Raw genomic sequence first — 26,141 nt, 5'->3', positions numbered from 1 at the left:
ACAGCCGAAGCCAATCGGCGAACGCCCAGCCGAGAATCGAAGAACTAGGGATAATGGCCGTTGCGCGTGTGGTCGGCCACTCGCGCGACAACTGGAAGGCTGAGGTCCGCGATGAAGTTTGTGGTGGCAGCCTACGGCGTACGTGGTGATGTCGAACCCTCCGTCGCCGTCGGCCGCGAGCTGCTGCGCAGGGGACACGAGGTGTGCGCGGCTGTCCCGCCGGACCTCGTCGCCTTCGCCGAGTCGGCCGGGCTTGCGACGGTCGCTTACGGGCCGGATGCGCGCAAGTGGCAGGACCTTCACCGCGACTTCACGACGCACATGTTCCACAACTTCTGGAAGATCCGGGAGGTGATCAGGCTCGCGCGCGAAGATTGGCAGCGGTTCGCCCAGGGCTGGCGGGATATGAGCGCGACGCTGATGTCGCTGGCAGACGGGGCCGACCTGCTGTTCACCAGCTTGCTTGGTCAGCAACCCGCCGCCAATGTTGCCGAGTACTACGGCATTCCGCTGGCCACGCTGCATACCCTCCCGACCCGGGTCAACGGTCAGCTCTTTCCGATCCGGCCGGCGCCGTTGGGCCGCGCCTTCATGGCGGTGAACGAGTGGCTGGAGCGGCCCATGACCAAGAGGCTCGAGGATGCGCAGCGCCGTGAACTCGGTCTACCCAAGGCCACCGGGCCCGCGCCGCGACGGATCGCGCAACGCGGATCGCTGGAAATCCAGGCCTTCGACGAGGCGTGCTTTCCCGGGCTGGCGGCCGAATGGGCGAAATGGGATGGCCTACGGCCCTTCGTCGGCGCGCTGACGATGGAGTTGCCGACGGACGCCGACGAGGACATCGCGTCGTGGATCGCCGCGGGAACTCCGCCGATTTTCTTCGGGTTCGGCAGCACGCTCGTCCAATCTCCGGCCGACACGCTGGCCATGATCAGCGCGGCCTGTGCACAGTTGGGCGAGCGGGCGCTGGTTTGCGCCGGCTCGACCGATTTCAGCGACGTTCCCAATTTCGAGGGCGTCAAGGTTGTGGGCCCGATGAATTATGCGGCGGCCTTTCCCGCTTGCCGTGCGGTCGTGCACCACGGTGGCGCGGGCACCACGGCCATCGGCCTGCGTGCCGGAGTGCCCACGTTGATCCTTCCGACGTGGCTGGATCAAACGCTCTGGGGAACTGTGGTCAAACGATTGAAAGTGGGCACGGCCCGGCCGTTTGCCAGGACTACTCGCGAATCGCTGGTCGCGGACCTGCGCACCGTTCTCGCCCCGGAATATGTCGCGCGGGCCCGCGAGCTCGCCACCGAGATGAGCAAACCCGCCGACAGCATTGCCACCGCTGCTGATCTGCTGGAGGATTTCGCCCGCTCGCGGCGTGTTCGCTGATCGGCGTCACTGAAAGCGCCTGTCCCGCAAGGGATAATGGGTAAACGCCTGCTAGGCGAGCGCGCGGTCCGCCAGCGCCCCGATCACCGGCGCCAGCGCCCGGGAGTATTCGACCGTCAGATGATTCTGGTCGAAGTACACCAGGGTGTTGCCGACGATGACCGGGCAGCGGCGAGCGGTGCAGAACAGCTCGGTGAGGTCGGCGTAGTAGCCGCTACCGGCTTTGGTGGCCGCGAGTTCGCCCGTGATGCCGGATTGGTTCACCGCCGTCGAGCGTGTCGGAGAGCAGGCTGTTGCGTCACCGAGGTGCCCGGACAAACAGATCGGCACAACCGACTGGGGATCCGGGATCGGCCCGATGACCAGCACCTGTGCACCCATGCCGCGCAGCTGCGCCACGAGGTGGGTCAAGCCGTCGATCCACGCCGGGTCGTATGAGGTGAAACCCGGCAGCCATCCGAAGTCGGCACCGGAGCCGGCGCCATAGCCCCGCCACATACTCACCACGACCAGCCGCGGGCGCTCGGTGCGCAACCGGTCGATGATCTGACCGCGCCACTGCTCGCAATCGGTGGACACCAGGCGCCGGAGGGGGTTGGGGTTGGTGGGCAAGTTCATCAGTGGGCAGCCGCCTTTCGCCATGGTTTCCAGCCGCCAATGGCGCTGCGCGGCGATCTGTTGGAACGCCGGAGCCCACATCGCGGCGTGCGAGTCCCCGACCAAAGCCACCGCCGTCGTCGAGGCGGTATCGCCCGTCGCGCACTCGGGCTGTCCGACTTGAAGAAAATTGCGCAGGCAGCCGTTGACAAACATGACCTTGAGCTCGCCTGACGCGTCGGCGAGCGGTGGGTCGAGGTTTGACGGCACGGCTTTGAGGTCGGCCGACGCCGCGACCGCGGCCTGCGCTTGAGCGACGGCGTGCTGCACCGCGGTGTCGTAAGCGTCACTGCTGGACCCGGCGGGGGGAGGCGTCGCGGTGATGGTCAGCGCCGCCGCCGGCGCGCCGCGGCCGACCGGCAGCGGCATCACGATCAACAGCCCCGCGCCGACACCGACGGCTACCGCGGTGGCGGCACCGCCCAGCGCAAGGCTGGCCAGGGCAGAGCTCCGCACGGTAGTGGCGAATCGCAACGGGTTTTCGATGAGATGCAGGGTGAGCACGGCCAGCCCGCCGGAGATGAGGACCGTTGCCAGCCTGCCGGCCAGCCCGAGTGGATGGCCAAGCAGCGCGGGCGCGAGCAGCAGTACCGGCCAGTGCCACAGGTACCACGAGTAGGACACCCGGCCGATCGCGCGCATCGGCGGCAAGCCCAGCGCGCGGCCGCATCCCTGGGCGGGTGTGGCGCAGCCGGCGCCGATCACCAGCGCCGCGCCCAGCACGGGGACCACTGCCGCAGTCCCCGGATAGGGCGTGATCGTGCTAAATAGGCTGCAGGACAACAGGATCAGGGCCAGCCCGGCCCATCCGGCGATCGCGGCGGGCAGTGCCGGCAGTCGCCGCCACTGACCTACGGTGAGGGCCACCACGCCGCCGGCGGCCAGCTGCCAGGCCCGGGTCGGTAGTGAAAAGAACGCCACAGCAGCCAGCCAGTAGGTGATCGCGAGCGATAGCGCAAACGACGCGATCCCGACCAGCGCCAGGACCACCAGATATGGGCGTTGTGACGAGGTGGCCTGGGCGCGGTTGCGCCGACGCACGCGCCGGACCAGCCACGCCGTCACGATGATCAAGGGCGGCCACACCAGATAGAACTGTTCCTCGACGCCCAGCGACCAGTAGTGCTGGAACGGCGAGAGGGGCAGTACGGGGGCGAGGTAGTCGACGCCTTGGAGGATGAAGCGATAGTTGCCGACGTACAACGCGCTGGCGATGCCATCACCGAGGACGCTTCGCCCCTGCAACGGGGGCAACAAGGCGGCCGAACCAATCGCGGTGACGACGCCCACCGCGGCCGAGGCCGGCAGCAGTCGGCGGGCCCGCGCCCCGTAGAAGCGGCGCAGCCGGATGGTTCCGGCGCCGCTCGCCTCGCGCCAGAGCAGCCCGGTGATCAGAAATCCCGAGATGACGAAGAACACGTCGACGCCGACGTATCCGCCACCCACACCAGGCACCTCGGCGTGAAAGAGGACAACGGCCAACACCGCGACGGCGCGCAAGCCCTCGATGTCGGGGCGAAATCCCGTCTGTGCGGGGCGCCGACATTGCACCCCTTCGCCAGGGGAGACGCTGTCGGCTCGGGCCAAGGTCACCACCTTGTAAGACGACGCGATACAGGCATTGTCACACTTCGATAGCCCCGAATGAACGGTCCTCCGCCATCTCGCGCTTTTAGGGCGGGAGACTTATCCGCCCGCGAGCGCGCGGTCGGCCAGCGCCCCGATCACCGGCGCCAATGCCCGCGAGTATTCACGCGTCACGTGATTCTGGTCGAAGTACACGAGGTTGTTGGCGATGATGACGGGGCAGCGGTCAGCCGTGCAGAACAGCTCGGTGAGGTCGGCGTAGCGCCCGCCGCCCGCTTTGGTGGCCGCGGACTCGGCCGCGATGCCGGCTTCGTTGACCGCCGTCGACCGTGGCGCCGAACAGACCATCGCGTCATCGAGGTGCCCGGACACGCAGATCGGCACCATCGAGTGCGGGTCTGGGGTCGGCCCGAGCATCAACACCTGCGCACCGGTGTCGCGCAGCTGCTGTACGAGGCGGGCCAGGCTATCGATCCACGTCCGGTCGTACGGTGTGAAACCCGATGCATATCCGTAGACGGCGTACCGGCGCCACATGCTCACCACGACCAGCCGCGGGTGCTCGGCGCGTAACCGGTCGATGATCTGACCGCGCCACCGCTCGCACTCGGTGTACTGCCGCCCACTATGCGGGTTGATGATGGGTAGTTCCATCAGCGGGCAGGCCGCCTTGGCCAGGGTTTCCAGCCGCCAATGCCGCTGCGTGGCGACCTGCTGGAACGCCGGACTCCACATCGCGGCATACGAATCGCCGACCAGGGCAACCGTCGTTGCGGACGCGGTGTCGCTCGTCGCGCACTCGGGCTGTTCGACCTCGAGAAGAGCGCGCATGCAGCCAGCGGTGCGCAACGTCTTGAGTTCGGCTTCCGCGTCGGCAAGCGGCGGGTCGAGGTTGGACGGTACGGCTTTGAGGTCGGTGGACGCCGCGACCGCGGCCTGCACTTGGGCGACCGCGTCCCGCACCGCGGTGTCATAGGCGTCGATATTGGAGCCAGTGGGGGGACGCGGCGCGGTGATGGTCAGCGCCGGCGTCGGCGCGCCGCGACCGACCGGCGGGGGCATGGCCACGAGCAGTGCCGCGGCCACACCGACGGCTGCCGCGGTGGCCATGCCGCCGAGCGCCAGACTGGCCAGGGGAGACCGGCGCACGGCAGCGGCGAATCGCAACGGGTTTTCGATGAGATACAGGGTGAGCACGGCGAGCCCGCCGGAGACGAGGGCCGCCGTGAGCCGCCCGGCCAGCCCGAGCGGGTGGCCAAGCAGCGCGGGCGCGAGCAGCAGCACGGGCCAATGCCACAGATACCACGAGTAGGACACCCGGCCGATCGCGCGCATCGGCGACACCGCCAGGACGCGTCCGCATCCCCGGGAAGCCGCGCCGCAGCCGGCGCCGATCACCAGCGCCGCGCCCAACACCGGCACCAGCGCGGCGGTACCCGGATAGGGCGTGGCGGTGCTAAATAGGGTGCAGGACAACAGGATCAGAGCTAGCCCCGCCCACCCCGCGATCGCGGCAAATGTTGCGGGTAGGCGGCGCCACTGCCCCGCGGTGAGGGCCACCATGCCGCCGGCGGCCAGCTGCCAGGCCCGGGTCGGCAGCGAAAAGAACGCCACGGCGGACAACCAGTAGGTGACTGCCAGCGACAGCGCGAACGACACCAGCGCGACCACCGTGAGGACGACCAGATACGGGGTTTGCGACGACGTGGCCTCAGTTCTGGTGCGCCTGCGCACCCGGCGAATCAGCCACGCCGTACCGAGGATCAGCGCCGGCCACACCAGGTAGAACTGCTCCTCGACGCCCAGCGACCAGTAGTGCTGGAACGGCGACGCCGGCAGTTCTGGAGCGAGGTAGTCGACGCCTTGGAGGATGAACCAGTAATTGCTGACGTACAACGCGCTGGCGATGCCGTCTTCGAGCACGCCTTGGGCCTGCAACGGGGGTAGCAGGACGGCCGAGGCGATTGCGGTGACGACGCCTACCGTCGCCGATGCGGGCAGCAATCGGCGGGCCCGCGCCCCGTAGAAGCGCCGCAGGCCGATCGTGCCGGCGGTGCTCGCCTCGCGCCAGAGCAGCCCGGTGATCAGGAAGCCCGATATCACGAAGAACACGTCCACGCCGACGTATCCACCACCGATGCCGGGCACCTCAGCGTGAAAGAGGACAACGGCCAGCACCGCAACGGCGCGCAGGCCCTCGATGTCCTGGCGAAATTCCTTCGGTGCCAACCGACGAGCATGCTCGCTCTCGGCAGGGCCGACGGTGCGGGTTTGGCGCAAGGTCACCAGCTTGTAACAGGACGCGTCTCGAATAGAGGGCATTCTTACATCCAGCAAATGGGCTGGCTTTTGCCAACCCCGCATTTGAAGCACGAGGCCATGCCGCCCGCGGTTCAACGGTGGTGCAGGGAAAGCCGTTGCCGCTGTGAGATCACTTGATTGCAGGGGCAATTCGGGGCAAAGGCGCGTGCCCAAATCTTCTGGTTCCCAGATCAATACGCTGGCGCCTGGCTATACTGCTGGGCGGCTGAGCCGGGCACGCACGGCCGCCGCTTTCGTCTGTAGAACGCCGCACTGGAAGTGAAAGGCGAGGGTCCGCAATGAAGTTTGTGCTGGCGTGCCACGGGACACGTGGCGACGTCGAGCCCTGCGCCTCCGTCGGTCGTGAGCTGCTGCACCGCGGGCATGACGTGCGCATAGCGGTCCCGCCCGACATGGTTGGCTTCGCCGAATCGGCGGGGCTCGCCGCGGTCGCCTACGGGCTGGATACCCAGGTCACGATAGACGCGCACCGCAACTTCTGGAGGGATCTCTTCGGCAACTTCTGGCGGACCCGGGATCTGATCGAGGTGTGGCGCGCATCGTGGGAGCCCAATTTCGCGAGCTGGGGGGAAATGAGCAAGACCCTGACGTCGCTCGCGGAGGGGGCCGATCTGATTTTCACCGGCATGATTTTCGAGGGCGTCGCCGCCGACGTCGCGGAATATCACAACATTCCGTTGGCCACGCTCGATCACGCCCCGCTCCGGCCCAACGGTCAGTACGTGCCTTACCTGCCTGCGCCGTTGGGCCGCGCCACGATGACGGTCACCGAGTGGATGGTCTGGCGGGTGTGGAAGAAGGCGGAGGATGCGCGGCGCCGTGAGCTGGGCCTGCCGAAGGCGAAGGGTCCGGCGTCCCGACGAATCACCGAACGCGGATCCCTGGAAATCCAGGCCTACGACGAGGTTTGTGTTCCCGGGCTGGCCGCGGAATGGGCGAAGTGGAACGGCCAACGGCCTTTTATCGGCGCGCTGACGATGGAGTTGCCAACGGATGCCGACGAGGAGATCGCCTCATGGATCGCCGCCGGGACACCGCCGATCTACTTTGGGTTTGGCAGCATCCCGGTCGACTCTCCCGCCGACACGCTCGCCACGATCGCGGCGGTATGCGCGGAGCTGGGGGAGCGGGCGCTGGTTGGCTCCGGGTGGAGTAACTTCCGCGACCTTCCCGAATTCGAACACGTCAAGGTGGTGGGCGCGGTGAACCACGCGGCCGTGTTTCCCACTTGCCGCGCCGTCGTCCACCACGGGGGCCCGGGCACCATGGCCGCGGGCCTGCGCGCCGGAGTCCCCACGTTGATCTTGTGGTTGTTGGGCGAACAGCCACTCTGGGGAGCCGCGGTCAAACGGTTGAAGGTCGGGACCTCCCGGCGCTTTGCGAGGACGACGCGCGAGTCGCTGCTCGCGGACCTGCGCACCATCCTTGCCCCGGATTACGCCGTCCGGGCCCGCGAAATCGCCGCCCGGATGACCAAACCCGCCGACAGCGTTGCGGCCGCCGCTGATCTCCTGGAGAATTTTGCCCGCCAGAAGCGCGTCAGCTGACCGGCGCCGGCGGCGCTGCCCGATCGCCTCGGCATGAGTACCGGACGCATGCGCAGTAGCGACTCAACGTATGACGCCATCGTCGTCGGCTCGGGAGCCGCCGGCTCGTGGGCGGTCAAGGAGTTGACGGAAGGCGGTCTGGATGTGGTCCTGCTCGAGGCGGGCCGGGACCTGGACATCGCCCGAGACTTTCCGGCCGGCGCCGATGTGGGCGTGATGGGCGTTGCCGGTCGCGTCAAAGCGGCGATACGGGGACAACACATTCAGGCGCGATGCTCATCGTTTTCCGACACCACCAAGCAGTTTTACGTCAGCGACCGAGAGAACCCGTATACGAACCCGCGGGGCGATACGTTCCTCTGGTTTAGGGGCCGGCAACTCGGCGGCCGCCTGCACACGTGGTGGAGACATGTCCCCCGGATGTCGGATTTCGAGCTCAAGGCCGCCAGCGTCCGTGGCGACGGCCTCGATTGGCCGTTGTCGTATGAAGACCTGGCCCCGTATTACGACATCGTCGAGCGGACGCTCGGTGTCTACGGGGCACCGGCGGCCATTCCAAACTGCCCGGACGGACAGTTCATCGGTCCCGCGAAAACGACGAAGCTCGAAGACGCGTTCCGGGCGAATGTCGAGAAACACCTCCCGAACGTCCGCGTCACGCATGCGAGGAAGACCAAGTACGACAACAACAGGGTTCCGCTTCCCGTGCGGTTGGCAATGGCGACCGGCCGGCTCGAAGTTCGGACCGACACCGTCGTCAGCCGAGTGCTGATCGATGAGCGGTCGGGCAGGGCGACCGGCGTCGAATATGTGGAGCGGTTGACGGGCACTACGCGGGAGGTTCGGGGGCACGTCGTCGTGATGTGTGCGTCGGCGATCGAGAGCGTGCGGATCCTGCTGAACTCGGAATCCGCCAGGCACCCCGCCGGCGTCGGGGGATCGTCGGGCCATCTGGGACGTTATCTGTGCGACCACGTTTCGTACACGCAAGTCGGCACGGTGTCTGACGAAGACGTGGAGCGCGGGCTCAACGAGGATGGATTCGACTTCGCCGGCACGGGCCTCTACATTCCGAGCTTCCTCGACAAGGAATCGAAGAACTTTTCCGGCGGCTACGGGATTCAGATGGCGATTGGCCGCGGTGCGCCGGTGTGGATCATGAGCGCGTTCGGCGAGATGCAGCCCCGATACGAAAATCACGTGTCGCTCGACCCGACTGTCAAGGACGCGTGGGGGATTCCGGTGGCCAGAATCGAGTGCACCCATTCGCAGGATGACCTCGAGATGGTTGCGCACATGAAGCGCAAGCTTCCAGAAATTGCCGCCGCCGGGGGCCTGCGGGTCGGAAAAACCATCGAGGTCGGTCGCTGGAACATCCCCGTGCGGCGGCTTCGATCGCTCGTCCTTGCGGATTGCGGCGCGTTATGGCCCGGGGGCGCCATTCACGAGACGGGCGGCGCTCGCATGGGCGACAAACCGGACGACTCGGTGCTCAATTCGTACTGTCAGTGCTGGGACGCTGACAACGTGTTCGTGACCGACGGCGCATGCTTTGTCTCACCCGGGTTCCAGAATCCCACGCTCACGATGATGGCTCTGACCGTTCGAGCGTGTCGGTTCATCGTTGGTGACTATCGAAAGCGCGTGAACTAGATGGACTACGCGAGGGTCGCTGGGATTGACAAGCCGATCTCGCGCATTGTGTTCGGCACCGATCGACTGCATGGCCGGCCTCTGCCCCTGGTGCGCAGTCGAACCCTTGAGCAGCAAGCCTTCTCGCTTATGGATCGGTCATTCGAGCTCGGATGCAACACATTTGACACGGCGCGCATCTACTGGGACAGCGAACGGACGCTGGGCGCCTGGATCCGGGAACGTCGCAACCGTGACGAGGTCGTCGTCATCAGCAAGGGATGCCATCACCACCTCTTATCACGTCGACCGCGGCTCTCGGCCTCCGACGTGTCGCACGACCTGCACGCATCGCTCAAGGCGCTCGGGACGGATTTCGTTGACCTGTATCTGCTGCACTTCGACCACCCAAGTGCGCGGATCGAACCGCTCATCGAGCGGCTCAACCGCCACATCGACGAAGGCAAGATCCGCGCGATCGGGGCGTCGAACTGGTCGCACGAGCGGATCGCCACCGCCAACGCGTTCGCCGACAGCGCGGGGCTCAAACCGTTCAGCGCGTCGAGCGCTCAATTCAGCCTCGCCGAGTGGACGCGACCTCCGTGGCCTGGCGGCGTCACTCTCGGCGGCGACGGCGCGCGTGGCGCACGCGAGTGGTATGCGGCGCACGGGCTGCCGGTGTTCGCGTACTCGAGCCTTGCCCGCGGATTTTTTTCCGACCACTACGATCCGAAGGATCCGGGTGCCAACCGACGGAGCCGGTGGTGTGCAACCTACTTCGGGACCGACAGAAACATCGAAAGGCTCGAGCGCGCAAGGACGTTCGCGCGTGAGCACGATGCCACCGTCGCGCAGGTGGCGCTCGCCTACGTGCTGCGCCACCCGCTTCAGCCATTCGCCGTGGTGGGCTGCTCGACGTTCGAGAAGTTCGCCGAGAACGTGGGCGCGTTGTCCTTGAAGCTGAATGAAGCGACGCTCCATTGGCTCGATACGGGTCAAACCGCGCGATGAAGACTCCCGAGCGCCAAGCGGAGGTAAATTGTGTGTTTTGCGCGCAACAGCTTTCGGATGAAGGCACGATGTGGCAGAAGGGGAACGGCGGGGATCGGAGCGTGGTGAGAAGAAATATTTCGTCGGGACAGCGCGTCGGGGTGCGGGCGTGGCTGGTCTCTCACAGGGCCCGGCGGCACTTCGCCGCCGACCGCTCAAGTGCGCGCGCGGCAGCGTGCTGAAAATGTTAGCTTACCTCACTAAAGCTCGGCGGTGGCTCCAAGGAGTCGCACTAGCGGCCATCATCTACTTGACGCGGGTTCCCCTGGTCCGAAGGATCGCTTCGCTCATCGAGCCAAATCTTTTACGAATAATTCTCGACAAATCCATGACGCCCGGACCCGCCGGCGCAGCAATCGGTTACCTGTTCCGGAGCCATGATCCGGGTGCCTCGCCAAAAGACATCTATCGAGATGTGTTCTCCCCTGAGCGGCTCAGCCGGGGTTACCAAAGTCAAATGGGCCAAGACATGTTCCTGAACCGATGGTTCTTCAAGGACAGAGGACCTGGCTTCTTCGTTGACGTCGGCGCGTTCGACGGAGTCGTAGGCAGCAATACGTTTTATTTCGAAAAGCAACTGAACTGGAAAGGTATTGCGTTCGAGCCCAACCCCTCCGCGTTCGAGGTGCTGCGAGCCAATCGCTCCTGCCAGTTGATCCAAGGCTGCGCCTACGATCAGGATGGCGAGGTCCCCTTCCTTGCGCTGTCGCAAGGGGGGCAGCGCAAAGGCGGTAAGTCGGGTTCGCCTCGCAGCATGCTGTCGACGATATTCGACTCGACCCACGGGGGCACCATGCTCAGCGGCATACCCGAACACATGGACCAACTTCAATGGATCGACTGGATCCGTAAGCCGATGAAACTCGAGCAAACACGGGTGACCGTGCCCTGCCATCGCATCGACACCGTGCTCGACGATTCCGGCGTGAAAATCGTGGACTACCTGTCAATCGATGTCGAAGGTGCCGAGCTCGAGGTTCTGCACGGTATCGACTTCGAAAGGGTGCAGGTCAACGTCATCGGCGTTGAACACACTCACACGTTCGCCGACGTCTACGACTTGCTGACCGCGTCGGGCTTCGAGTACCAGGGCCTACTCTTTTTCGACGAAATTTTTGTGAACAAACGGCTCCGCTATTCGTGGGACGCCTAGCCCGATCACGAATACTGCGCATTGATCCTTCGCGCGACCTCCCGGGCGACGGAGACCGCGTGGATGATCTTCCCGCCGAGGATCGAGTAGCAGCCGAATCCATGTTCGGTGATATCGGAAGTGCGCATGTCATCGTGCTCTCTATACGCGTTCACTCCGCGCAACACATAGTGGATGCTGTCTACCTCGGCCTCACGCACGATGGGAAGCCACTTTGCACTCTCACGGATGACCTTTTCGGTCACCGGTGATCCGATCTCTCGAAATATGTCGGACGGCACCAGGCCATCCTTTGGTACGAAGCGCTTCCGGACGGAGTGCTTGATGTGAACGAGCGTGAATAGCCCGTCGTCCTTGGTCGGTACCATGTTGGTGAAGGGACCATCCATCACTGCAAAAGAGATTTTCGGTATGCCGAGCCTCACCCAGGCGACCTCGACCAGATCGATACGGATCGGCTTGATCGGAAATCCAAGCCATTTGAGGAAGTGGTTGTGGCGGGCATAGGTCGCGTTCACCACATGATCGAAGACTTCCTCGGTGGTATTGCCGTCCCCGTCTTTGACGACGAGCAAAATTTTTCCGTCTTGGACGATGCGCGCGCCGACGATCTCGCTGTTGAACCGCAATTGCGCTTCCGATGCTCCGAGCAGATCTGCGGTGATCGTCTTCAGCTGCTTGAAATCGTAGATGGGCTCAAAGGTTTTGAGACTTGCGCCCACTTTCATCCGGTCGAGATATCTTTCGTCGGGATAGTCTTCGTGGTAGGCGAGGTCGTTATCGCGGCAGAACGCGAGATATGCCGCGCTACTGACCTTCGAACCGCGTTTTGCCACGCTATAGTATGTCGGAAAATTCCTGATGACCGCGGCTTCATACCGCTCTTCGAACGGGCCGATCGTCGCCGCAATATCGTCAATGGTTTCCTGACTACGGGGGTAGTGATAACCCCAATGATGCCGGTACTGGTTGTACTTCGATGCTTCGGTGCATATATCGTCATTCTTTTCGAACAGCGTCACATCGAATCCTGGCGACAACTCGAGCGCGCAGTTCGTTCCGAAGATCCCGGCGCCGATGACTGCTACCCTTGGTCTTCCGTCGGGCGCCTTTCTTCCGCGCCCCTCGAGTGCGGTCTTGACTACGCGTCCGCCGAGGTTGGCGTCCGGGTACTCGATCGTTTCTCCGCCGATAACACCGAGAAAATGTGACAATTCACGCTCGAGCGGGGTAACGGGGTCCGAACAATCGATCGCGTTCGCGATTTGCCCCTTTTTATAGGTAACGATCTGCCCGGTGAGGAGGTCCGCGGCGACAACCAGGTCATCCGCGAGCAGCTTTATCGACCGTATCTTCTTCTCGCCCGCCCAACCAAACCGATACACTGCATGCAAATTCTCTGCATATTGCGCGCCGACGAGCTGGCAGCGATCGGTGAGCCTGGTGGTGCGCTTCCGAATCAGGCGCCTATCGTCGAACAAAAAGTCGACGATGTCGAATGGGTGCAATAATTCTAGTTCGATGTCCCGACCCAAATCGGTGTTTTGCGGTTGTATGAACGATATCTCTACGCCCAGTGGATCCACGCGACGGATCATTTCTTTCAGTCGCATTACGGTGGAGTCGAAGCGCATGGTGTGTCCCACCATGAGTGCGCGCGGCTGGGTTTGCGCGAATCGCACGAGATCTTCTGTTTCAGCATCGCTTACGCCGAGCGGTTTTTCGACCAAGACATGCGCGTGGGGCAGTATCCGCCGAACAAGGTCTGCATGGGTGGCCATCGGCGTAGCGACAACAACGCCGTCGACCGCTGCGAGCAATTCATCGCTCAATTCCTCGAATACCGGAAATTCGATCGACGCGCGCAACGATTCGGCGCTTTCTTTCGTGCGGACCACCACCCCTGCAAGCCGAAGCGCCTGCCGCTGGTGCAGTACTTCGAGCGTGTCCAGGTGTTTTCTCCCGAATCTTCCTGCGCCGACAAGAAGTATGCGGGGGCCGACGTTGGCCGACGTTTCAACCACGGGTCCCAGGCTATCGTGGCGATCGCCGCCGCACGGTCGAACCGCCAGTTCGGTAGCGCCCAATCTCAGCCACTGTCGGTTGCGGGTCATCGCCGCCTGCCCGTTCGACGTGCGTCGAACGACTCGGATGCCGACGCGCCGGCGGGGAACGGCCGCCGGCGGGCGCGGGTCGGGATTTTGGCCCGGGGCAATCGCGATCGCTGCGCCGCGAGTGCGCAGATCTCATTGCCGTCGGCCGTTAGGATCATCGACAACTATTGCGCGACAGGGAATTAAGCAGCTACGACTCGCGAGGCAATGTGACGGTCGAGCTCATCGCAGCCGGCTAATCGCCAAAGACACACGGACTCTTCGTAATTCATACCGCATTTGCGCACGATAGGCGAGCGAATCCGAGCGTGTCGGATCGCAAGCAAGCATCACAACGACCCTATGATCGCCGCATGAAGTTTGTGCTGGCATGCTATGGAACGCGTGGCGATATCGAGCCTTACGCCGTGGTCGGCCGAGAGCTGCTGGATCGAGGGCACGACGTGCGAATAGCCGTCCCGCCCAACCTGGTTGGCTTCGTCGAGGCGGCTGGGCTTTCGGCGGTTCCCTGCGGGCCGGATTCGCTGGCGTGGCAGAACCTGCACGACGACTTTATGACGCGTTTCTCGCGCGACTTCTGGAAAATCCCGGATTTGATCAGGCTGGGGCGCGAAGATCACAGACTATTCACCCAGTGCTGGAAGGAGATCGGTAGCGCGCTGATGTCGCTGGCGGACGGGGCCGACCTCCTCGTCACTTTCTGGTTTGGCGAGCAGGCGGCCGTCAATGTCGCCGATTACTACGGCATTCCATTGGCCACGCTGCATACATTCCCCCTCCGGGCTCACGGCCACCTCGTTCCGACCCCGCTGGCGCGGTTGGGGCGTTTCGCAATGCGCGCGGATGAATGGCTCAGTTGGCGTCTCCTGACAAAGAAGCTGGGGGCCGTCCAGCGCCGCGCACTGGGCCTGCCTGAGGCCACGGGCCCGGCGTCGCGGCAGATCGCCGAACGCCGCTCGCTGGAAATCCAGGCCTACCACGAGTTGTGCTTTCCTGGGCTGACAGCCGAATGGGCGAAATGGAATGGCCAGCGGCCCTTTGTCGGCGCCCTGACGATGGAGTTGCCGACCGACGCCGATGAGGAGGCCGCGTCATGGATTGCCGCGGGAACACCGCCGATTTATTTCGGGTTTGGCAGCACCGCGATTAAGTCCGCCGCCGACACAATGGCCATGATCGGCGGGGCCTGCGCGCAGTTGGGTGAGCGGGCGTTGGTTTGCGCCGGCTGGAGTGACTTCAGCCGCGTCCCCAATTTCGAACATGTCAAGGTGGTGGACGCGGTGAACCACGCGGCCATCTTTCCGGCTTGTCGCGCCGTCGTGCACCACGGCGGCGCGGGCACCCTGGCCGCGGCCCTGCGCGCCGGCGTCCCCCAGTTGATCCTCGCCACGTTGCGGATGCATCAGCCCATATGGGGAAATGCGGTCAAACGACTGAAAGTGGGCACTGGCCGGTACTTTTCGAAGGCTACCCAGGAGTCGCTGGTCGCGGACTTGCGCACCATCCTCGACCCGCAACACGCCGCTCGGGCCCGCGAGATCGCGACCCGAACGAGCAAGCCTTCCGAGAGCGCCGCGGCCGCGGCGGACCTCCTGGAAGGTTTCGCCCGCCTGCGGCGCGCTGGCTGATCGACGAAGGCAGGCCGTTCGCCCGACCCCGGGAAGCTCAGCGCGGATCTACGAACGAAGCCACTTCTCAGACAGGCGATACGAAGTACGGTACGCACATGGACAGCGTTCTCGATCTGATGGACCAGGCCGCCTTCGACCTCGGGCGCGCGACGGGGGTTGGCACCCGGCTGCAATGCATGTGGTTGTACGACGGCCCGGTCAAGATCGACGACCTGCGGCAGTTTCATGAACATCTTCTGCGGGGGCGGTTATCTCGTTGCATCGAACGGTCACCACTGCCATTCGGCCGCCACCGCTGGATATCAGCGGTCTGCTCCTCCGACATTGAGATCGTCGCGTCGGCCCGGCCGCGTGAAGAATTCGGGGCCTGGCTCGACGAGCAGGCCAATACCCCATTGGATTGCGAGCACGGACCGGGATGGCACCTTGCCGTCGTCCCGTTCACCGACGGCGGCGCCGGGATCAGCTTGGTGGTTTCCCATTGCCTTGCCGACGGCGTGGGTATGTGCGAGGCGGTGGCGGATGCCGTACGTGGCCGCGACGACACGATCAGCTGGCCTGCCGCCGCGTCGCGCCGGCGCTGGCAGGCCGTGCGCGAGGACGCCCGCCAAACCCTGCGCGACATTCCCGCCATCGGCCGCGGCATCGCCACCGCGGTGCGGATGGCCCGCCGTAGCCGCAGGGAAAGCGCCGGAACTGTCACCCCGGCGCCGGCGCTGCCCGCAGGCGCCGATGAACCCATCACATTCTCAACGGCAACGGTTTTCGTCGATGGCGACGAGTGGAAGGCCCGCGCACACTCGCTCGGGGGGACCAGCAACACGTTGCTTGTGGGATTGGCGGCGCGACTCGCCCAGCGATTGGGACGCGTCGCCGCGGGCGGCTCGCTCTTCTTGGGGATGCCGGTCAACGAGCGGACCGCCGACGATACTCGCGCCAACGCGAATTTCGCTGTCCCGGTCACGGTCGACCCCGCACCCGTGACAAAGGACCTCGGCGGAATCCGAGCCGCGATCAAGGAATCGCTGACTCGCCAGGAGGAGGGAACCGCTGAGCACCGGTCATTGTTGACCCTTGTTCCCCTGATTCCTGCGCGACTAATCAAGCGAATGGGCGGCGTGCCCAACGGCGTTCTCTCGTCCAACCTCGGGATGGTCACTCCGGATGCCGGTCGGCCAGCTGGTACGGAGGCCGACTACTTCGCCATGAAAGTTCTCTACCCGGGCATGACGAAGGCGATGGTGCACACGTTTGGCGGACTGCTGTGGTTGGTCTCAGGAGCAACACCGAAACATGTCTTCGTCTCGGTCACTGCTTACCAGCCCGGCCGCCCCAACTCGAATGACAGTTTGCGACAAGAGCTTTCGGACGCCTTGGACGAATTCTCGCTGACGGGCACACTTTTGTGAGCCCAGCTCGTCAGGCGGCGAAATGTACGTCGTTCACGTGCGCGGCTACCCGCAGGGCGTTGGCCGCGACGGTCAAACTGGGATTGATGCCGGCGCTGGATGGGAAGAACGAGGCGTCCACCACGTAGAGGTTGTCCAGTTCGTGCGCCCGGTTTTGCGGGTCCAGCACACTGGTTTTGGGATCGGCACCGAAGCGGCACGTGCCGCAGACGTGGGCCAGGACCACATTGTCCTTGGCCGTCCGCAGGGTAATTTTCCGAAACGGCTCAAACACCTGTTTCAGCTGCTTCATGAACACGGCGCGGCGCTCGATCTCGTTGGGGTGCAAGCGATATTGAAGTCGTAGCCGCTGGCGGCCGTCCGAGCCTGGCTGATCGGATGGCAGGATGCGATTGTCCAGATACGGCAGGTCTTCCATGACGGCGTCCAGCAGCAGTCCGCCGCTCAAGAACCGCTCGTAGATCGGGCGCGCCGCTGGGCTGATGAAGCGCATTGCCTTGTGCTGCCAGCCGGGGTGGTTGGTCAGCGCCTCCATGGGCGGCATCGCGCCGCCTGACTGCACGGTGCCGTATTTCTGCCCCTCCCAGAAATAAAAATCGTTCAGCCCGATTTGCTTGTCTTGGTCTGAAGCCTTGCAGTCGGGTTGTGGCCAGACCTCGATATGGTCGACGAGATGTCGCATCAAGTTGCGGCCCACAAAGTCTGAGCCGTTGGCCAATCCGCGCGGCCAATCACCCGACCGGGAATTGAACAAGAGCACCGGGGTGGCCAACGCACCGGCGGCCAGCACCACCACCTTGGCCTTCAAAGCCAACTTGCCGGAGTGATGTTCGCAAATCACCTGCCGGACATGCGTGCCGTCCGCATCCACGCGCAGGACACGACATTCGGCAAGCAGTTCGGCGCCATGTTCGGCCACCGCGGGCAGCAGGCAGTTGCGCGCGGCGTCGTTCTTGCACGAGTGGTCGCAGAGATAGCCCTGACAGGTCGCGCAACCCTGGGTGTAATCACAGGCCATCGGAAGGTGATAGGGATGCAATCCGCGACCCAGCAAGTAGTCGACCAGCGGCTGGTTGTTCGCCGAAAACGGCGGTGGCGCAGGGAGATCGGCGTCCGCCGCCTCGGGCCGCAGGGGATCATGCTGGCCGCGCACCCCCAGCAGCTGCTCGGCCGCGGCGTACCAGGGCCGCAGCTCGTCGTAGGTGATCGGCCACGCCTCCGGCACGGTGGAATCGCCGGGGTCGCGAAAGTCCTGCCGGGGAATGAAATCGCGGGCAAAGAACCGTTCGCAGACCATGCTGTAGATGGCCGACGAGCCGCCGGTCCCGCTGCCGACCCCGGCCAAGTAGCGTCGCGCGTGCCGCCCGCTGATGTCTTCGATCTCGTCGGTGGAGCGCCCGGCCCGGGCCAAGGCGTCGTGGTAGGTCGTCGCCGCGCGGGCGGCGACTGGCTCGGCGATTTCCGGTATCGCAGAGCGAATCGTCCCCGGAGCCCCGGGCAATGTCGAGCGCCCCTTCTCGACGAAAAGGACCCTACGGCCCGACCGGGCCAGCGAGTAGCCCAGCATCCCGCCGCCCATGCCGGTGCCCACGACAATGACGTCCCACGTAACGCGTTCCGCCTCGCGCGCGTTCACCTCGCCGTCAGCCAAAACGAACCCCTCAGCAGAAGATGGCCCAAGCTGTACCCCTGTTGGGCGAACATGAACCTACCATCGGCCGGTGCTGGCAGGCTGGAGTTTTCCCCGGCGTCAGTCGAGAAAATGAGGCCATGACGTCGAACGCCGACGGGAAGTGAAAGGCTAGGACCCGCGATGAAATTTGTGCTGGCCTGCTACGGCACGCGGGGCGATGTCGAGCCCTCCGTCGCCGCCGGCCGCGAGTTGCTGCGCAGGGGCCACGAGGTGCGGATGGCGGTCCCACCCGAACTAGTCGGGTTCGCGGAATCGGCCGGGCTTTCGGCGGTCGCCTATGGGCCGGAGACGCAGGCGATGCTGGACGCGCACCGCAACTTATGGACGCAGTTCTACCGCAATTTTTGGAGGATCGGCGAGCTGCGCCGGTTGTGGCGCGAGGTTTGGGGGCACCGCAGCGAGTGCATGGGGGAGATGAGCAAGACGCTGACGTCGCTGGCGGACGGCGCCGACCTGCTCTTCACCGGCCTGGTGTACGAGGAAGTCGCCGCCAATGTCGCGGAGTACCACGGCATTCCGCTGGCCACGCTGCATTACTTCCCGCTGCGGACCAATGGCCAGATCGCGTTTCCGACGCGTTTGCCCCCGCCGCTGGTCCGCATTGCGATGACCGTGTACGAGTGGTTCGGATGGCGCATTTGGAAGAAAGCCGAGGACGCGCAGCGCCGTGAACTCGGTTTACCGAAGGCCAAGGGCCCCGCGACGCGGCGGATCGCCGAACGCGGATCGCTGGAAATCCAGGCCTACGACGAGGTCTGCTTTCCGGGGCTGGCAGCCGAATGGGCGAAATGGGACGGCCTGCGGCCCTTCGTCGGCACCCTGACGATGGAGCTGCCGACCGACGCCGACGAGGAGGTCGCGTCGTGGATCGCCGCGGGAACTCCGCCGATTTACTTCGGCTTTGGCAGCATGCCGGTGGAATCCCCGGCCGACACGCTGGCCATGATCGCCGACGCGTGCGCGCAGCTGGGCGAGCGGGCGCTGGTTGGTGCCGGCTGGAGCGACTTCAGCGACGTCCCCCACTTCGACCACGTCAAGCTCGTGGGTGCGATGAATTTCGCGGCCATCTTCCCCGCCTGTCGGGCGCTCGTCCACCACGGCGGCTCGAGCACCACACCCATCGGGCTGCGCGCCGGAGTCCCGCAGCTGATCCTGTACTGGGACCTCGTTCACGCGATCTATGGAGATCAGCTCAAACGACTGAAAGTTGGTACCGCGCGGCGTTTTTCGAGCACTACCCGGGAGTCGTTGGTCGCCGACCTGCGCACCATACTCGCCCCGCAATACGCCGCGCGGGCCCGTGAGATCGCCACGAGGATGACCAGCCCCGCACAAAGCGCCGCGGCCACCGCGGATCTTGTGGAGAATTTCGCTCGCCGCAAGGGTGTTGGCTGATCGAAGCTTTTCGATTCCAGGTTTGTAGCGTGGGTCGTGGATTAGACTGCCGGACGGGTGAGCCGGGGACGTGAAGCCCCGGCTTTCATTTTGGGGAGTGCGTACAGGAAGGCGAAGAATCAACGATGCCTGAAGGCGTGTTCGGACGTAGCGACGCCGAGGTCGACCTCCTGGTGCGTGGCATGCGGTCCGGGATCGCAATTGTGGGCTTCGGGTACATCGGCACGGTGATCGGCGCCGTGCTGGCCGACCGCGGCTGGCCGGTGACCGGGATCGACGTGCGGCAGAGCGTCGTCGACGAGATCAACCTCGGCAAGACCACCGTGCCCGAGCCGGGGCTCAACGAGCTCGTCTCCAACAACGTGCGAGTCGGCCGGCTTCGCGCCACGACCGATTTCGGCGCGCTCGCGGACAACGACTTCATCATCGTGACCGTCGGGACGCCGCTCGGTCCGGACTTCGAGCCCATCGTGGACGACATCAAGGCGGCGGCGCGCGCCGTGGCGGAGCACCTGCGTCCCGGCCACGTCGTCATCCTCAAGAGCACGGTGCCGCCCGACACCACCGAAAAGCTGTTTCAGCCGATCCTCGAAGAAACCTCGGGCCTGCGCGCGGGCGTCGACTTCGGGTTGGCATTTTGCCCCGAACGGCTCGCCGAGGGCCAAGCCATCCGCGAGCTGACGTCGATCCCGATCGTCGTCGGCGCCGTCGATGAGCGCAGCGCGCGCGCCTGCTCCACGCTGTGGCGACACACCCTGGGAATGGACTCCATCGTCGTCGACGATCCGCGAACCGCCGAGATGGTCAAGCTCGCCGACAACGTGTGGATCGACCTCAACGTCGCGCTCGCGAACGAACTGGCCAAGGTATGCGACCGGCTCGGCATGGACGTACTCCAGGTCATTGACGCGGCCAACTCGATGCCGAAGGTCAACCACAACGTCAACATCCTGATGCCGAGCATGGGCGTGGGCGGCTACTGCTTGACGAAGGACCCGTGGTTCGTCAGCCATCTGGGCCAGTCCCTGGGGCTGGAGCTGGCGATTCCGCGGACGTCGAGGACCGTCAACGACACGATGCCCGGCTACACCTACGGGCTGCTCACGCAACTACTCGCCGACCAGGGCAAGTCGATCGAGACCAGCAAGATTGCCGTGCTGGGCATCGCGTTCAAGAACAACACCGGTGACTGCCGGCTCACGCCCACCAAGTACGTCGTCGCCCTGCTCGAGGAGTCCGGCTGCCAGCTTTCGGTGCATGACCCGTGGGTGCCCGAAGAGGAGGCGCGCACCGTCACGAAGATCCCCCTGACCGCCGACATCGAATCGGCGGTCGAGAACGCCGACGCCTTGGTGGTCCTGGCGGGCCACCGACAATTCCACCAGATCCCGCTGGCCCGACTCGCGGAGCTGGCGGCGCCCAACTGCGTGTTCCTCGATGGACGGAACAGCTTCGACCCCGCGGCGGTGCGCGCCGCCGGCCTGGTCTACAAGGGGATCGGCCGATAATGCCCAACGTCGTCGTGACGGGCGGCTACGGCTTCATCGGATCGCACCTGGTCTCCGCGCTGCTGGAGCGCGGGGACTCGGTCACGGTATTCGATTTCGCGAAGAACACCCGCGACGGCAGCATCGACTTCGACCGGCACCCCAACTTCCGCTTCGTGCAGGGCGACGTCACCGATATCGAGGCGCTCGAAACCGCCCTGACGCCGGGCGTCGACACGGTCTTTCACCTGGCCGCGGTCGTCGGCGTGCAGAACTACGTCAAGGATCCGCTGCGGGTTCTCGACGTCAACGTGACCGGCACCCGCAACGTCCTCGAGCTGAGCCAGCGGCACGGGACGCACGTGCTGTTCGCCAGCACATCGGAGGTGTTCGGGAAGAACCCGAACCCGCCGTTCGCCGAGGACGACGATCGCGTCCTCGGCTCGACAAAGACCGCGCGGTGGAGCTACAGCACCAGCAAGGCCATGGCCGAACATCTCGTTTTCGCGATGCACACGGCCCACGGATTGCCGGTGACCGTCGTTCGCTACTTCAACGTCTACGGCCCGCGTCAAAACCCAATCTTCGTGATTTCTCAGAGCATTCACCGCATCCTCAACGGCCGCCCCCCTTTGCTGTACGACTCGGGCGACCAGACGCGCTGCTTCACCTACGTCGACGACGCCATCGCCGGCACCTTGCTGGCGGCCGACAGCGACGCGGCAATCGGTGAGGCCTTCAACATCGGCAGCATGACCGAGACGACGATGCGCGACGTCGTCGGGCTGGCGATCAAGATCGCGAACGTCGACTCGGTGTCCGCGGCCGAAGCCGTTGACACCGCGGCGCGCTACGGGGGTCGTTATGAGGACATCCCCCGCCGCATTCCGGACTCGACCAAGGCGCAGCGGGAGCTCGGCTGGCGGCTCCAGGTCGACGTCGAGGAGGGGATCCGTCGCACGATCGACTGGGCGCGGGCCAACTCGTGGTATCTCGAAGAACCCGCAGGGGACCAGCCGCGATGAGGTTTGCGCTGGCGAGCTGGGGAAGTCGCGGCGACATCGAACCCAGCGCCGCCATCGGCCGTGAATTGCTGCGCCGGGGGCACGAGGTGCGCCTGGCGGTTCCGCCCGACCTGGTTGGCTTCATCGAGTCGGTTGGGCTTTCGGCGGTCGCCTACGGGCTGGACAGGCAGGCATGGCTGGACGCGCACCGCAAGTTCTGGACGCATTTCTTCGGCGACTTCTGGCGGGTCGGGGAGCTGCGCCGGTTGTGGCGGGAAGTGTGGGAGCCCAGGACCCAGGCCCTGGGGGAGATGAACGCGACGCTGACGTCGCTGGCCGAGGGTGCCGACCTGCTCTTCACCGGCCTGGTCTACCAGGAGCTCGCTGCCAATGTCGCGGAGCATCACGGCATTCCGTTGGCCACGCTGCACTACTTCCCGGTGCGGCCTAACGGCCAGCTGCTGTCGTTCCTGCCGGCGCCAGTGGGTCGCTCCGCGATGCGGGTCTACGACTGGGTGGGGTGGCGCGCGGAGAAGAAGCTCGACGACGCGCAGCGCCGTGAACTGGGGCTGCCGAAGGCCACGGCGCCGTCGGCGCGGCGGATTGCCGAACGCGGCTCGCTGGAAATCCAGGCGTACGACGAGGTGTGCTTTCCGGGGTTGGCGGCCGAGTGGGCGAAATGGGATGGGCTGCGGCCCTTCGTCGGCGCGGTGACGATGGAGGTGCCGACGGATGCCGACGAGGAGGTCGCGTCGTGGATCGCCGCCGGGACGCCGCCGATCTTCTTCGGGTTCGGCAGCATGCCGGTGGATTCTCCGGCCGACACGGTCGCCATGATCGCCGCGGCGTGCGCGGAGTTGGGCGAGCGGGCGCTGGTGGTTGCCGGCTGGAGTGACTTCAGCGACGTCCCGCATTTCGATCACGTCAAGGCGGTGGGCGCGGTGAATGTCGCGGCGATCTTCCCGGCCTGCCGCGCGGTTGTGCACCACGGGGGCGCGGGTACCACGGCAATCGGCCTGCGCGCTGGAGTCCCCACGCTGATTCTGTCGACGGATCTCGATCAGACGCTGTGGGGGGTGCGGGTCAAACGCTTGAAAGTGGGTGCCGCCCGGCGCTTTTCGGGCACCACCCGCGAGTCGCTCGTCGCGGACCTGCGTACCGTCCTCGAGCCCGCCTGCGCCGCGCGGGCCCGCGAGATCGCGACGCAAATGAGCAAACCCGCCGACAGCGTGACCGCCGCCGCCGATCTGCTCGAAGATTTCGCCCGTTCGGGGAGATGAACCCACGATCGGCGTGTCAGGCGCCGGCGAGCGCGCGGTCGGCCAGTGCCGCGATTACCGGCTCCAATGCCGTGGAATATTCGAACGTCAGGTGGCTCGAATCAAAGTAGACCAGGGTGTTGCCGACGATGACGGGGCAGCGGTCGGCGGTGCAGAACAGGTCGGTGAGGTCGGCGTAGTGTCCGCCGCCACCTTTGGTGGCCGCGGACTCCGCCGCGATGCCGGATTGGTTCACCGCGGTCGACCGTGACAGTGAGCAGGCCGTGGCGTTATCGAGGTGGCCCGACAGGCAGATCGGCACCACCGTGGGCGAAGCCGGGATCGGCCCGAGGACTAGCACATGTGCACCGACGCTGCGCAGTTGCTCCAGGAGGCGGGTCAAGCCGTCGAGCCACGCGGGGTCATATGACGTGAAACCTTGCATGAAAGTGTGTCCGACACCGTACCCGCGCCACATACTCATCACGACCAGCCGCGGGTGCTCGGCGCGTAACCGAGCCATGATCTGACCACGCCACTGCTCGCAGCTGGTGGAAAGCAAGCGACGGAGTGGGTTGGCGATCGGCAAGTTCATTACGGGGCAATCTGCTTTGGTCAGGGTTTCCAGCCGCCAGCGCCGCTGCGTGGCGACCTGCTGGAACGCGCGACCCCACATCGCTGCATGTGAGTCGCCGACTAGCGCCACCGTCGTCGTGGAGGCGGTATCGCCCGTCGCGCATTCGGGCTGCCCGCCTTGGAAAAGTTGGCGCATGCAACCGTTGAGGAATGTGGCCTTGAGCTCACCCGCCGCGCCGGCGAGCGACGGGTTCAGGTTCGACGGCACGGCTCTGAGGTCAGCAGCTGCCGAGACGGCGGCCCGCACTTGGGCGACCACGTGCTGCACCGCGGCGTCATAGGCGTCAAGGTCGGCTCGGGCGGGGGGAGGCGCCGCCGTGATGGTCAACGGCGTAGCCGGGGCGCCGCGCCCGACCGGGATCGGCACCGATACCAGCAGAGCCACGCCCACACAGACCGCTACGGCGGTGGCCACACCACCAAGGGCCAGACTGGTGAGGGAAGATCGGCGCACGGGTGCGGCGAATCGCAAAGGGTCCTCGATGAGATGCAGCGTCAGTGCGGCCAGCCCGCCAGAAATGAGGACCGCTGCGAGCCTCTCCGCCAGCCCGAGCGGGTGACCCAACAGGGGCGGTGCGAGCAGCAGAACCGGCCAGTGCCAGAGATACCACGAGTAAGACACCCGCCCGACTGCGCACATCGCCGGCATGGCTAGCAGGCGCCCGCATCCCGTCGAAGGTGCGGCGCAGCCGGCGCCAATGACCAGCGTGGTGCCCAGCACGGGCAACAGCGCCGCAGTCCCCGGATAGAGTGTGGTCGGACTCAACAGGGTGCAGGCCGAAAGTATTACTGCCAGCCCTGCCCATCCCGCGACCGCGGCAAGTATTGCCGGCAGTCGGCGCCACCGAGCGGCGGTGAGGCCGATCAGTCCGCCGGCGGCTAACTGCCAGGCCCGCGTGGGCAGCGAAAAGAACGCCACCAAAGGCACCACGTAAGTGATCGCCAGCGAAAGCGCAAATGACACCACCGCGACCAGTGCTAGGACCACCAGGTACGGGCGTTGTGACGAGGTGGCCTGGGCCCGGGTGCGTCGACGCACCCGCCGGATAAGCCATGCCGTACTGAGGATCAACGCCGGCCACACCAAATAGAACTGCTCCTCGACGCCTAACGACCAGTAATGCCAGAACGGCGACGGATGCACGGTAGGCGCGAAGTAGTCGACGCCTTCGAGAATGAACCGGTAGTTGCCGACGTATAGCGCGCTGAAGATGCCATCTTCGAGGACGCTGGACGCCTCCAACGGGGGCAACAGGACAGCCGAGGCGATCGCGGTGATGACGCCTACCGCCGCTGATGCCGGCAGAAGTCGGCGGGCCCGCGCTCCGTAGAAGCGGCGCAGCCGGATGGTGCCGGTGGTGCTGGCCTCGCGCCAGAGCAGGCCAGTGATGAGGAAGCCCGAGATCACGAAGAACACGTCCACGCCGACGTATCCACCACCCACCCCGGGCACGTCCGCGTGAAACAGCACGACGGCCAGCACCGCTACCGCGCGAAGGCCCTCGATGTCGGGGCGAAATCCCTTCTTCGCCGACACCACTTTTGCCCGAGGACGCGTGCTTCGAATAGGGGCTATTGTCACACTTCGGCAGCAGCAAATGAACCGACTCGGGCCATGTTGCGTCTATTGGGTGCGAGGCTAACCCGGTTGCGGTCAAACCCTGGTGTACATTGCGAGGCGCTCGGGGGTGGCGGTCGTTTGCTACGGCGCGGCCTGGCGCATGTGTGTAATCGCGTGGCTCAAAGCAATTCGGGCTGCCCGCCAATCCGCACGAGCAGTGCAGCGGATCGTCCCCGAGCGCCCACCCGTACCCGCGCTGAGGTGTGTCGCGAGTAACAGCAGGTCACATCAGGGACTTTTGCCAAAGCGCGTACAGGCCCTATAGGCCTCCACTACCGTTTGTGAGGGGTTTCCTTCATTTCGACTGGAGGGTTTGGAGCAGCGGTGAGCGTCAATCCGTTCGACGACGACGGTGGCAGCTTTTTCGTGTTGGTCAACGACGAGGAGCAACACAGTCTGTGGCCGGCGTTCGCCGATGTTCCTGCTGGCTGGCGGGTGGTTTACGGCGAGGCCGAGCGCGCTGCGTGTCTGGACTATATCGAGCAGAACTGGACCGATATCCGGCCGAGGAGTCTGCGCGAGAGGCTGGCAGCGGTTCAGGCCAACAAGTAAACCGTGGGGCTT

17 protein-coding genes are annotated in these 26,141 nt (G+C 65.2%); 12 read left to right on the top strand and 5 right to left on the bottom strand.

What is annotated here, in order from left to right; genetic code table 11:
• Positions 1-111: 111 nt before the first annotated feature.
• Positions 112-1,380: a glycosyltransferase gene (locus A5745_RS08480; protein WP_076062842.1), complete on the top strand. Its 1,269-nt coding sequence runs from the start codon at positions 112-114 to the stop codon at positions 1,378-1,380.
• Positions 1,381-1,431: 51 nt separating this feature from the next.
• On the opposite strand, the gene A5745_RS08475 is transcribed toward A5745_RS08480, so the two are convergent.
• Together A5745_RS08475 and A5745_RS08470 are read right to left on the bottom strand one after the other, a co-directional pair.
• Positions 1,432-3,630, bottom strand: coding sequence for an acyltransferase family protein (locus A5745_RS08475; protein WP_076115767.1), 2,199 nt, complete (start codon positions 3,628-3,630; stop codon positions 1,432-1,434).
• Between the two features lie 93 nt (positions 3,631-3,723).
• Positions 3,724-5,946, bottom strand: a complete 2,223-nt coding sequence (locus A5745_RS08470) for an acyltransferase family protein (RefSeq protein WP_083662815.1) — start codon at positions 5,944-5,946, stop codon at positions 3,724-3,726.
• Positions 5,947-6,224: 278 nt separating this feature from the next.
• On the opposite strand from A5745_RS08470, the gene A5745_RS08465 reads away from it, so the two are divergent.
• The 4 genes from A5745_RS08465 to A5745_RS08450 all read left to right on the top strand — a co-directional run bounded on the left by A5745_RS08465 (position 6,225) and on the right by A5745_RS08450 (position 11,328).
• Positions 6,225-7,493 (top strand): glycosyltransferase, encoded by a 1,269-nt coding sequence (locus A5745_RS08465; RefSeq protein WP_076115734.1) that lies wholly within the window; start codon positions 6,225-6,227, stop codon positions 7,491-7,493.
• A 33-nt stretch (positions 7,494-7,526) separates the two neighbouring features.
• The gene (locus tag A5745_RS08460) at positions 7,527-9,146 is read left to right on the top strand and encodes a GMC oxidoreductase (RefSeq protein WP_254848517.1); all 1,620 of its coding nucleotides are present in this window, start codon (positions 7,527-7,529) and stop codon (positions 9,144-9,146) included.
• Positions 9,147-10,136 (top strand): aldo/keto reductase, encoded by a 990-nt coding sequence (locus A5745_RS08455; RefSeq protein WP_076062833.1) that lies wholly within the window; start codon positions 9,147-9,149, stop codon positions 10,134-10,136.
• Positions 10,137-10,206: 70 nt separating this feature from the next.
• Positions 10,207-11,328 (top strand): FkbM family methyltransferase, encoded by a 1,122-nt coding sequence (locus A5745_RS08450; RefSeq protein ID WP_139329505.1) that lies wholly within the window; start codon positions 10,207-10,209, stop codon positions 11,326-11,328.
• Positions 11,329-11,333: 5 nt separating this feature from the next.
• Here A5745_RS08450 and A5745_RS08445 read toward each other — a convergent pair whose 3' ends face one another.
• The gene (locus tag A5745_RS08445; protein WP_175879789.1) at positions 11,334-13,352 is read right to left on the bottom strand and encodes an FAD-dependent oxidoreductase; all 2,019 of its coding nucleotides are present in this window, start codon (positions 13,350-13,352) and stop codon (positions 11,334-11,336) included.
• 443 nt (positions 13,353-13,795) lie between these two features.
• Here A5745_RS08445 and A5745_RS08440 point away from each other — a divergent pair, with 443 nt between their 5' ends.
• Positions 13,796-15,070 carry a glycosyltransferase gene (locus A5745_RS08440; RefSeq protein ID WP_076115730.1) on the top strand — a complete coding sequence of 425 codons (1,275 nt, stop codon included), beginning with the start codon at positions 13,796-13,798 and terminating at the stop codon, positions 15,068-15,070.
• 98 nt (positions 15,071-15,168) lie between these two features.
• Positions 15,169-16,482 carry a wax ester/triacylglycerol synthase domain-containing protein gene (locus A5745_RS08435; RefSeq protein WP_076115729.1) on the top strand — a complete coding sequence of 438 codons (1,314 nt, stop codon included), beginning with the start codon at positions 15,169-15,171 and terminating at the stop codon, positions 16,480-16,482.
• A 10-nt stretch (positions 16,483-16,492) separates the two neighbouring features.
• On the opposite strand, the gene A5745_RS08430 is transcribed toward A5745_RS08435, so the two are convergent.
• Positions 16,493-18,133 (bottom strand): GMC oxidoreductase, encoded by a 1,641-nt coding sequence (locus A5745_RS08430; protein WP_076115728.1) that lies wholly within the window; start codon positions 18,131-18,133, stop codon positions 16,493-16,495.
• Positions 18,134-18,295: 162 nt separating this feature from the next.
• Between A5745_RS08430 and A5745_RS08425 the strand changes: the two genes are divergently transcribed.
• From A5745_RS08425 to A5745_RS08410, 4 genes are all read left to right on the top strand, one after another.
• The gene (locus A5745_RS08425) at positions 18,296-19,570 is read left to right on the top strand and encodes a glycosyltransferase (protein ID WP_076062822.1); all 1,275 of its coding nucleotides are present in this window, start codon (positions 18,296-18,298) and stop codon (positions 19,568-19,570) included.
• Between the two features lie 125 nt (positions 19,571-19,695).
• Positions 19,696-21,078 carry a nucleotide sugar dehydrogenase gene (locus A5745_RS08420; RefSeq protein ID WP_083662811.1) on the top strand — a complete coding sequence of 461 codons (1,383 nt, stop codon included), beginning with the start codon at positions 19,696-19,698 and terminating at the stop codon, positions 21,076-21,078.
• Positions 21,078-22,082 carry an NAD(P)-dependent oxidoreductase gene (locus A5745_RS08415; RefSeq protein ID WP_076115727.1) on the top strand — a complete coding sequence of 335 codons (1,005 nt, stop codon included), beginning with the start codon at positions 21,078-21,080 and terminating at the stop codon, positions 22,080-22,082. Before A5745_RS08420 ends, A5745_RS08415 begins: the two co-directional genes overlap by 1 nt.
• Positions 22,079-23,341, top strand: a complete 1,263-nt coding sequence (locus tag A5745_RS08410; RefSeq protein WP_076115726.1) for a glycosyltransferase — start codon at positions 22,079-22,081, stop codon at positions 23,339-23,341. The genes A5745_RS08415 and A5745_RS08410 overlap by 4 nt, the downstream gene beginning before the upstream one ends.
• Positions 23,342-23,357: 16 nt before the next feature.
• Here A5745_RS08410 and A5745_RS08405 read toward each other — a convergent pair whose 3' ends face one another.
• A complete protein-coding gene (locus A5745_RS08405) occupies positions 23,358-25,493 on the bottom strand; it encodes an acyltransferase family protein (RefSeq protein WP_254848516.1) in 2,136 nt (711 codons plus the stop codon).
• A gap of 408 nt (positions 25,494-25,901) precedes the next feature.
• Between A5745_RS08405 and A5745_RS08400 the strand changes: the two genes are divergently transcribed.
• Complete coding sequence (locus A5745_RS08400) at positions 25,902-26,129, top strand: MbtH family protein (protein ID WP_076115724.1); 228 nt, start codon at positions 25,902-25,904, stop codon at positions 26,127-26,129.
• Positions 26,130-26,141: the final 12 nt, after the last annotated feature.

The organism is Mycobacterium sp. IS-2888 (genome assembly GCF_001954215.1).
Taxonomy (GTDB): Bacteria; Actinomycetota; Actinomycetes; order Mycobacteriales; family Mycobacteriaceae; genus Mycobacterium.
This window is presented reverse-complemented; position numbering and strand designations above follow the sequence as displayed.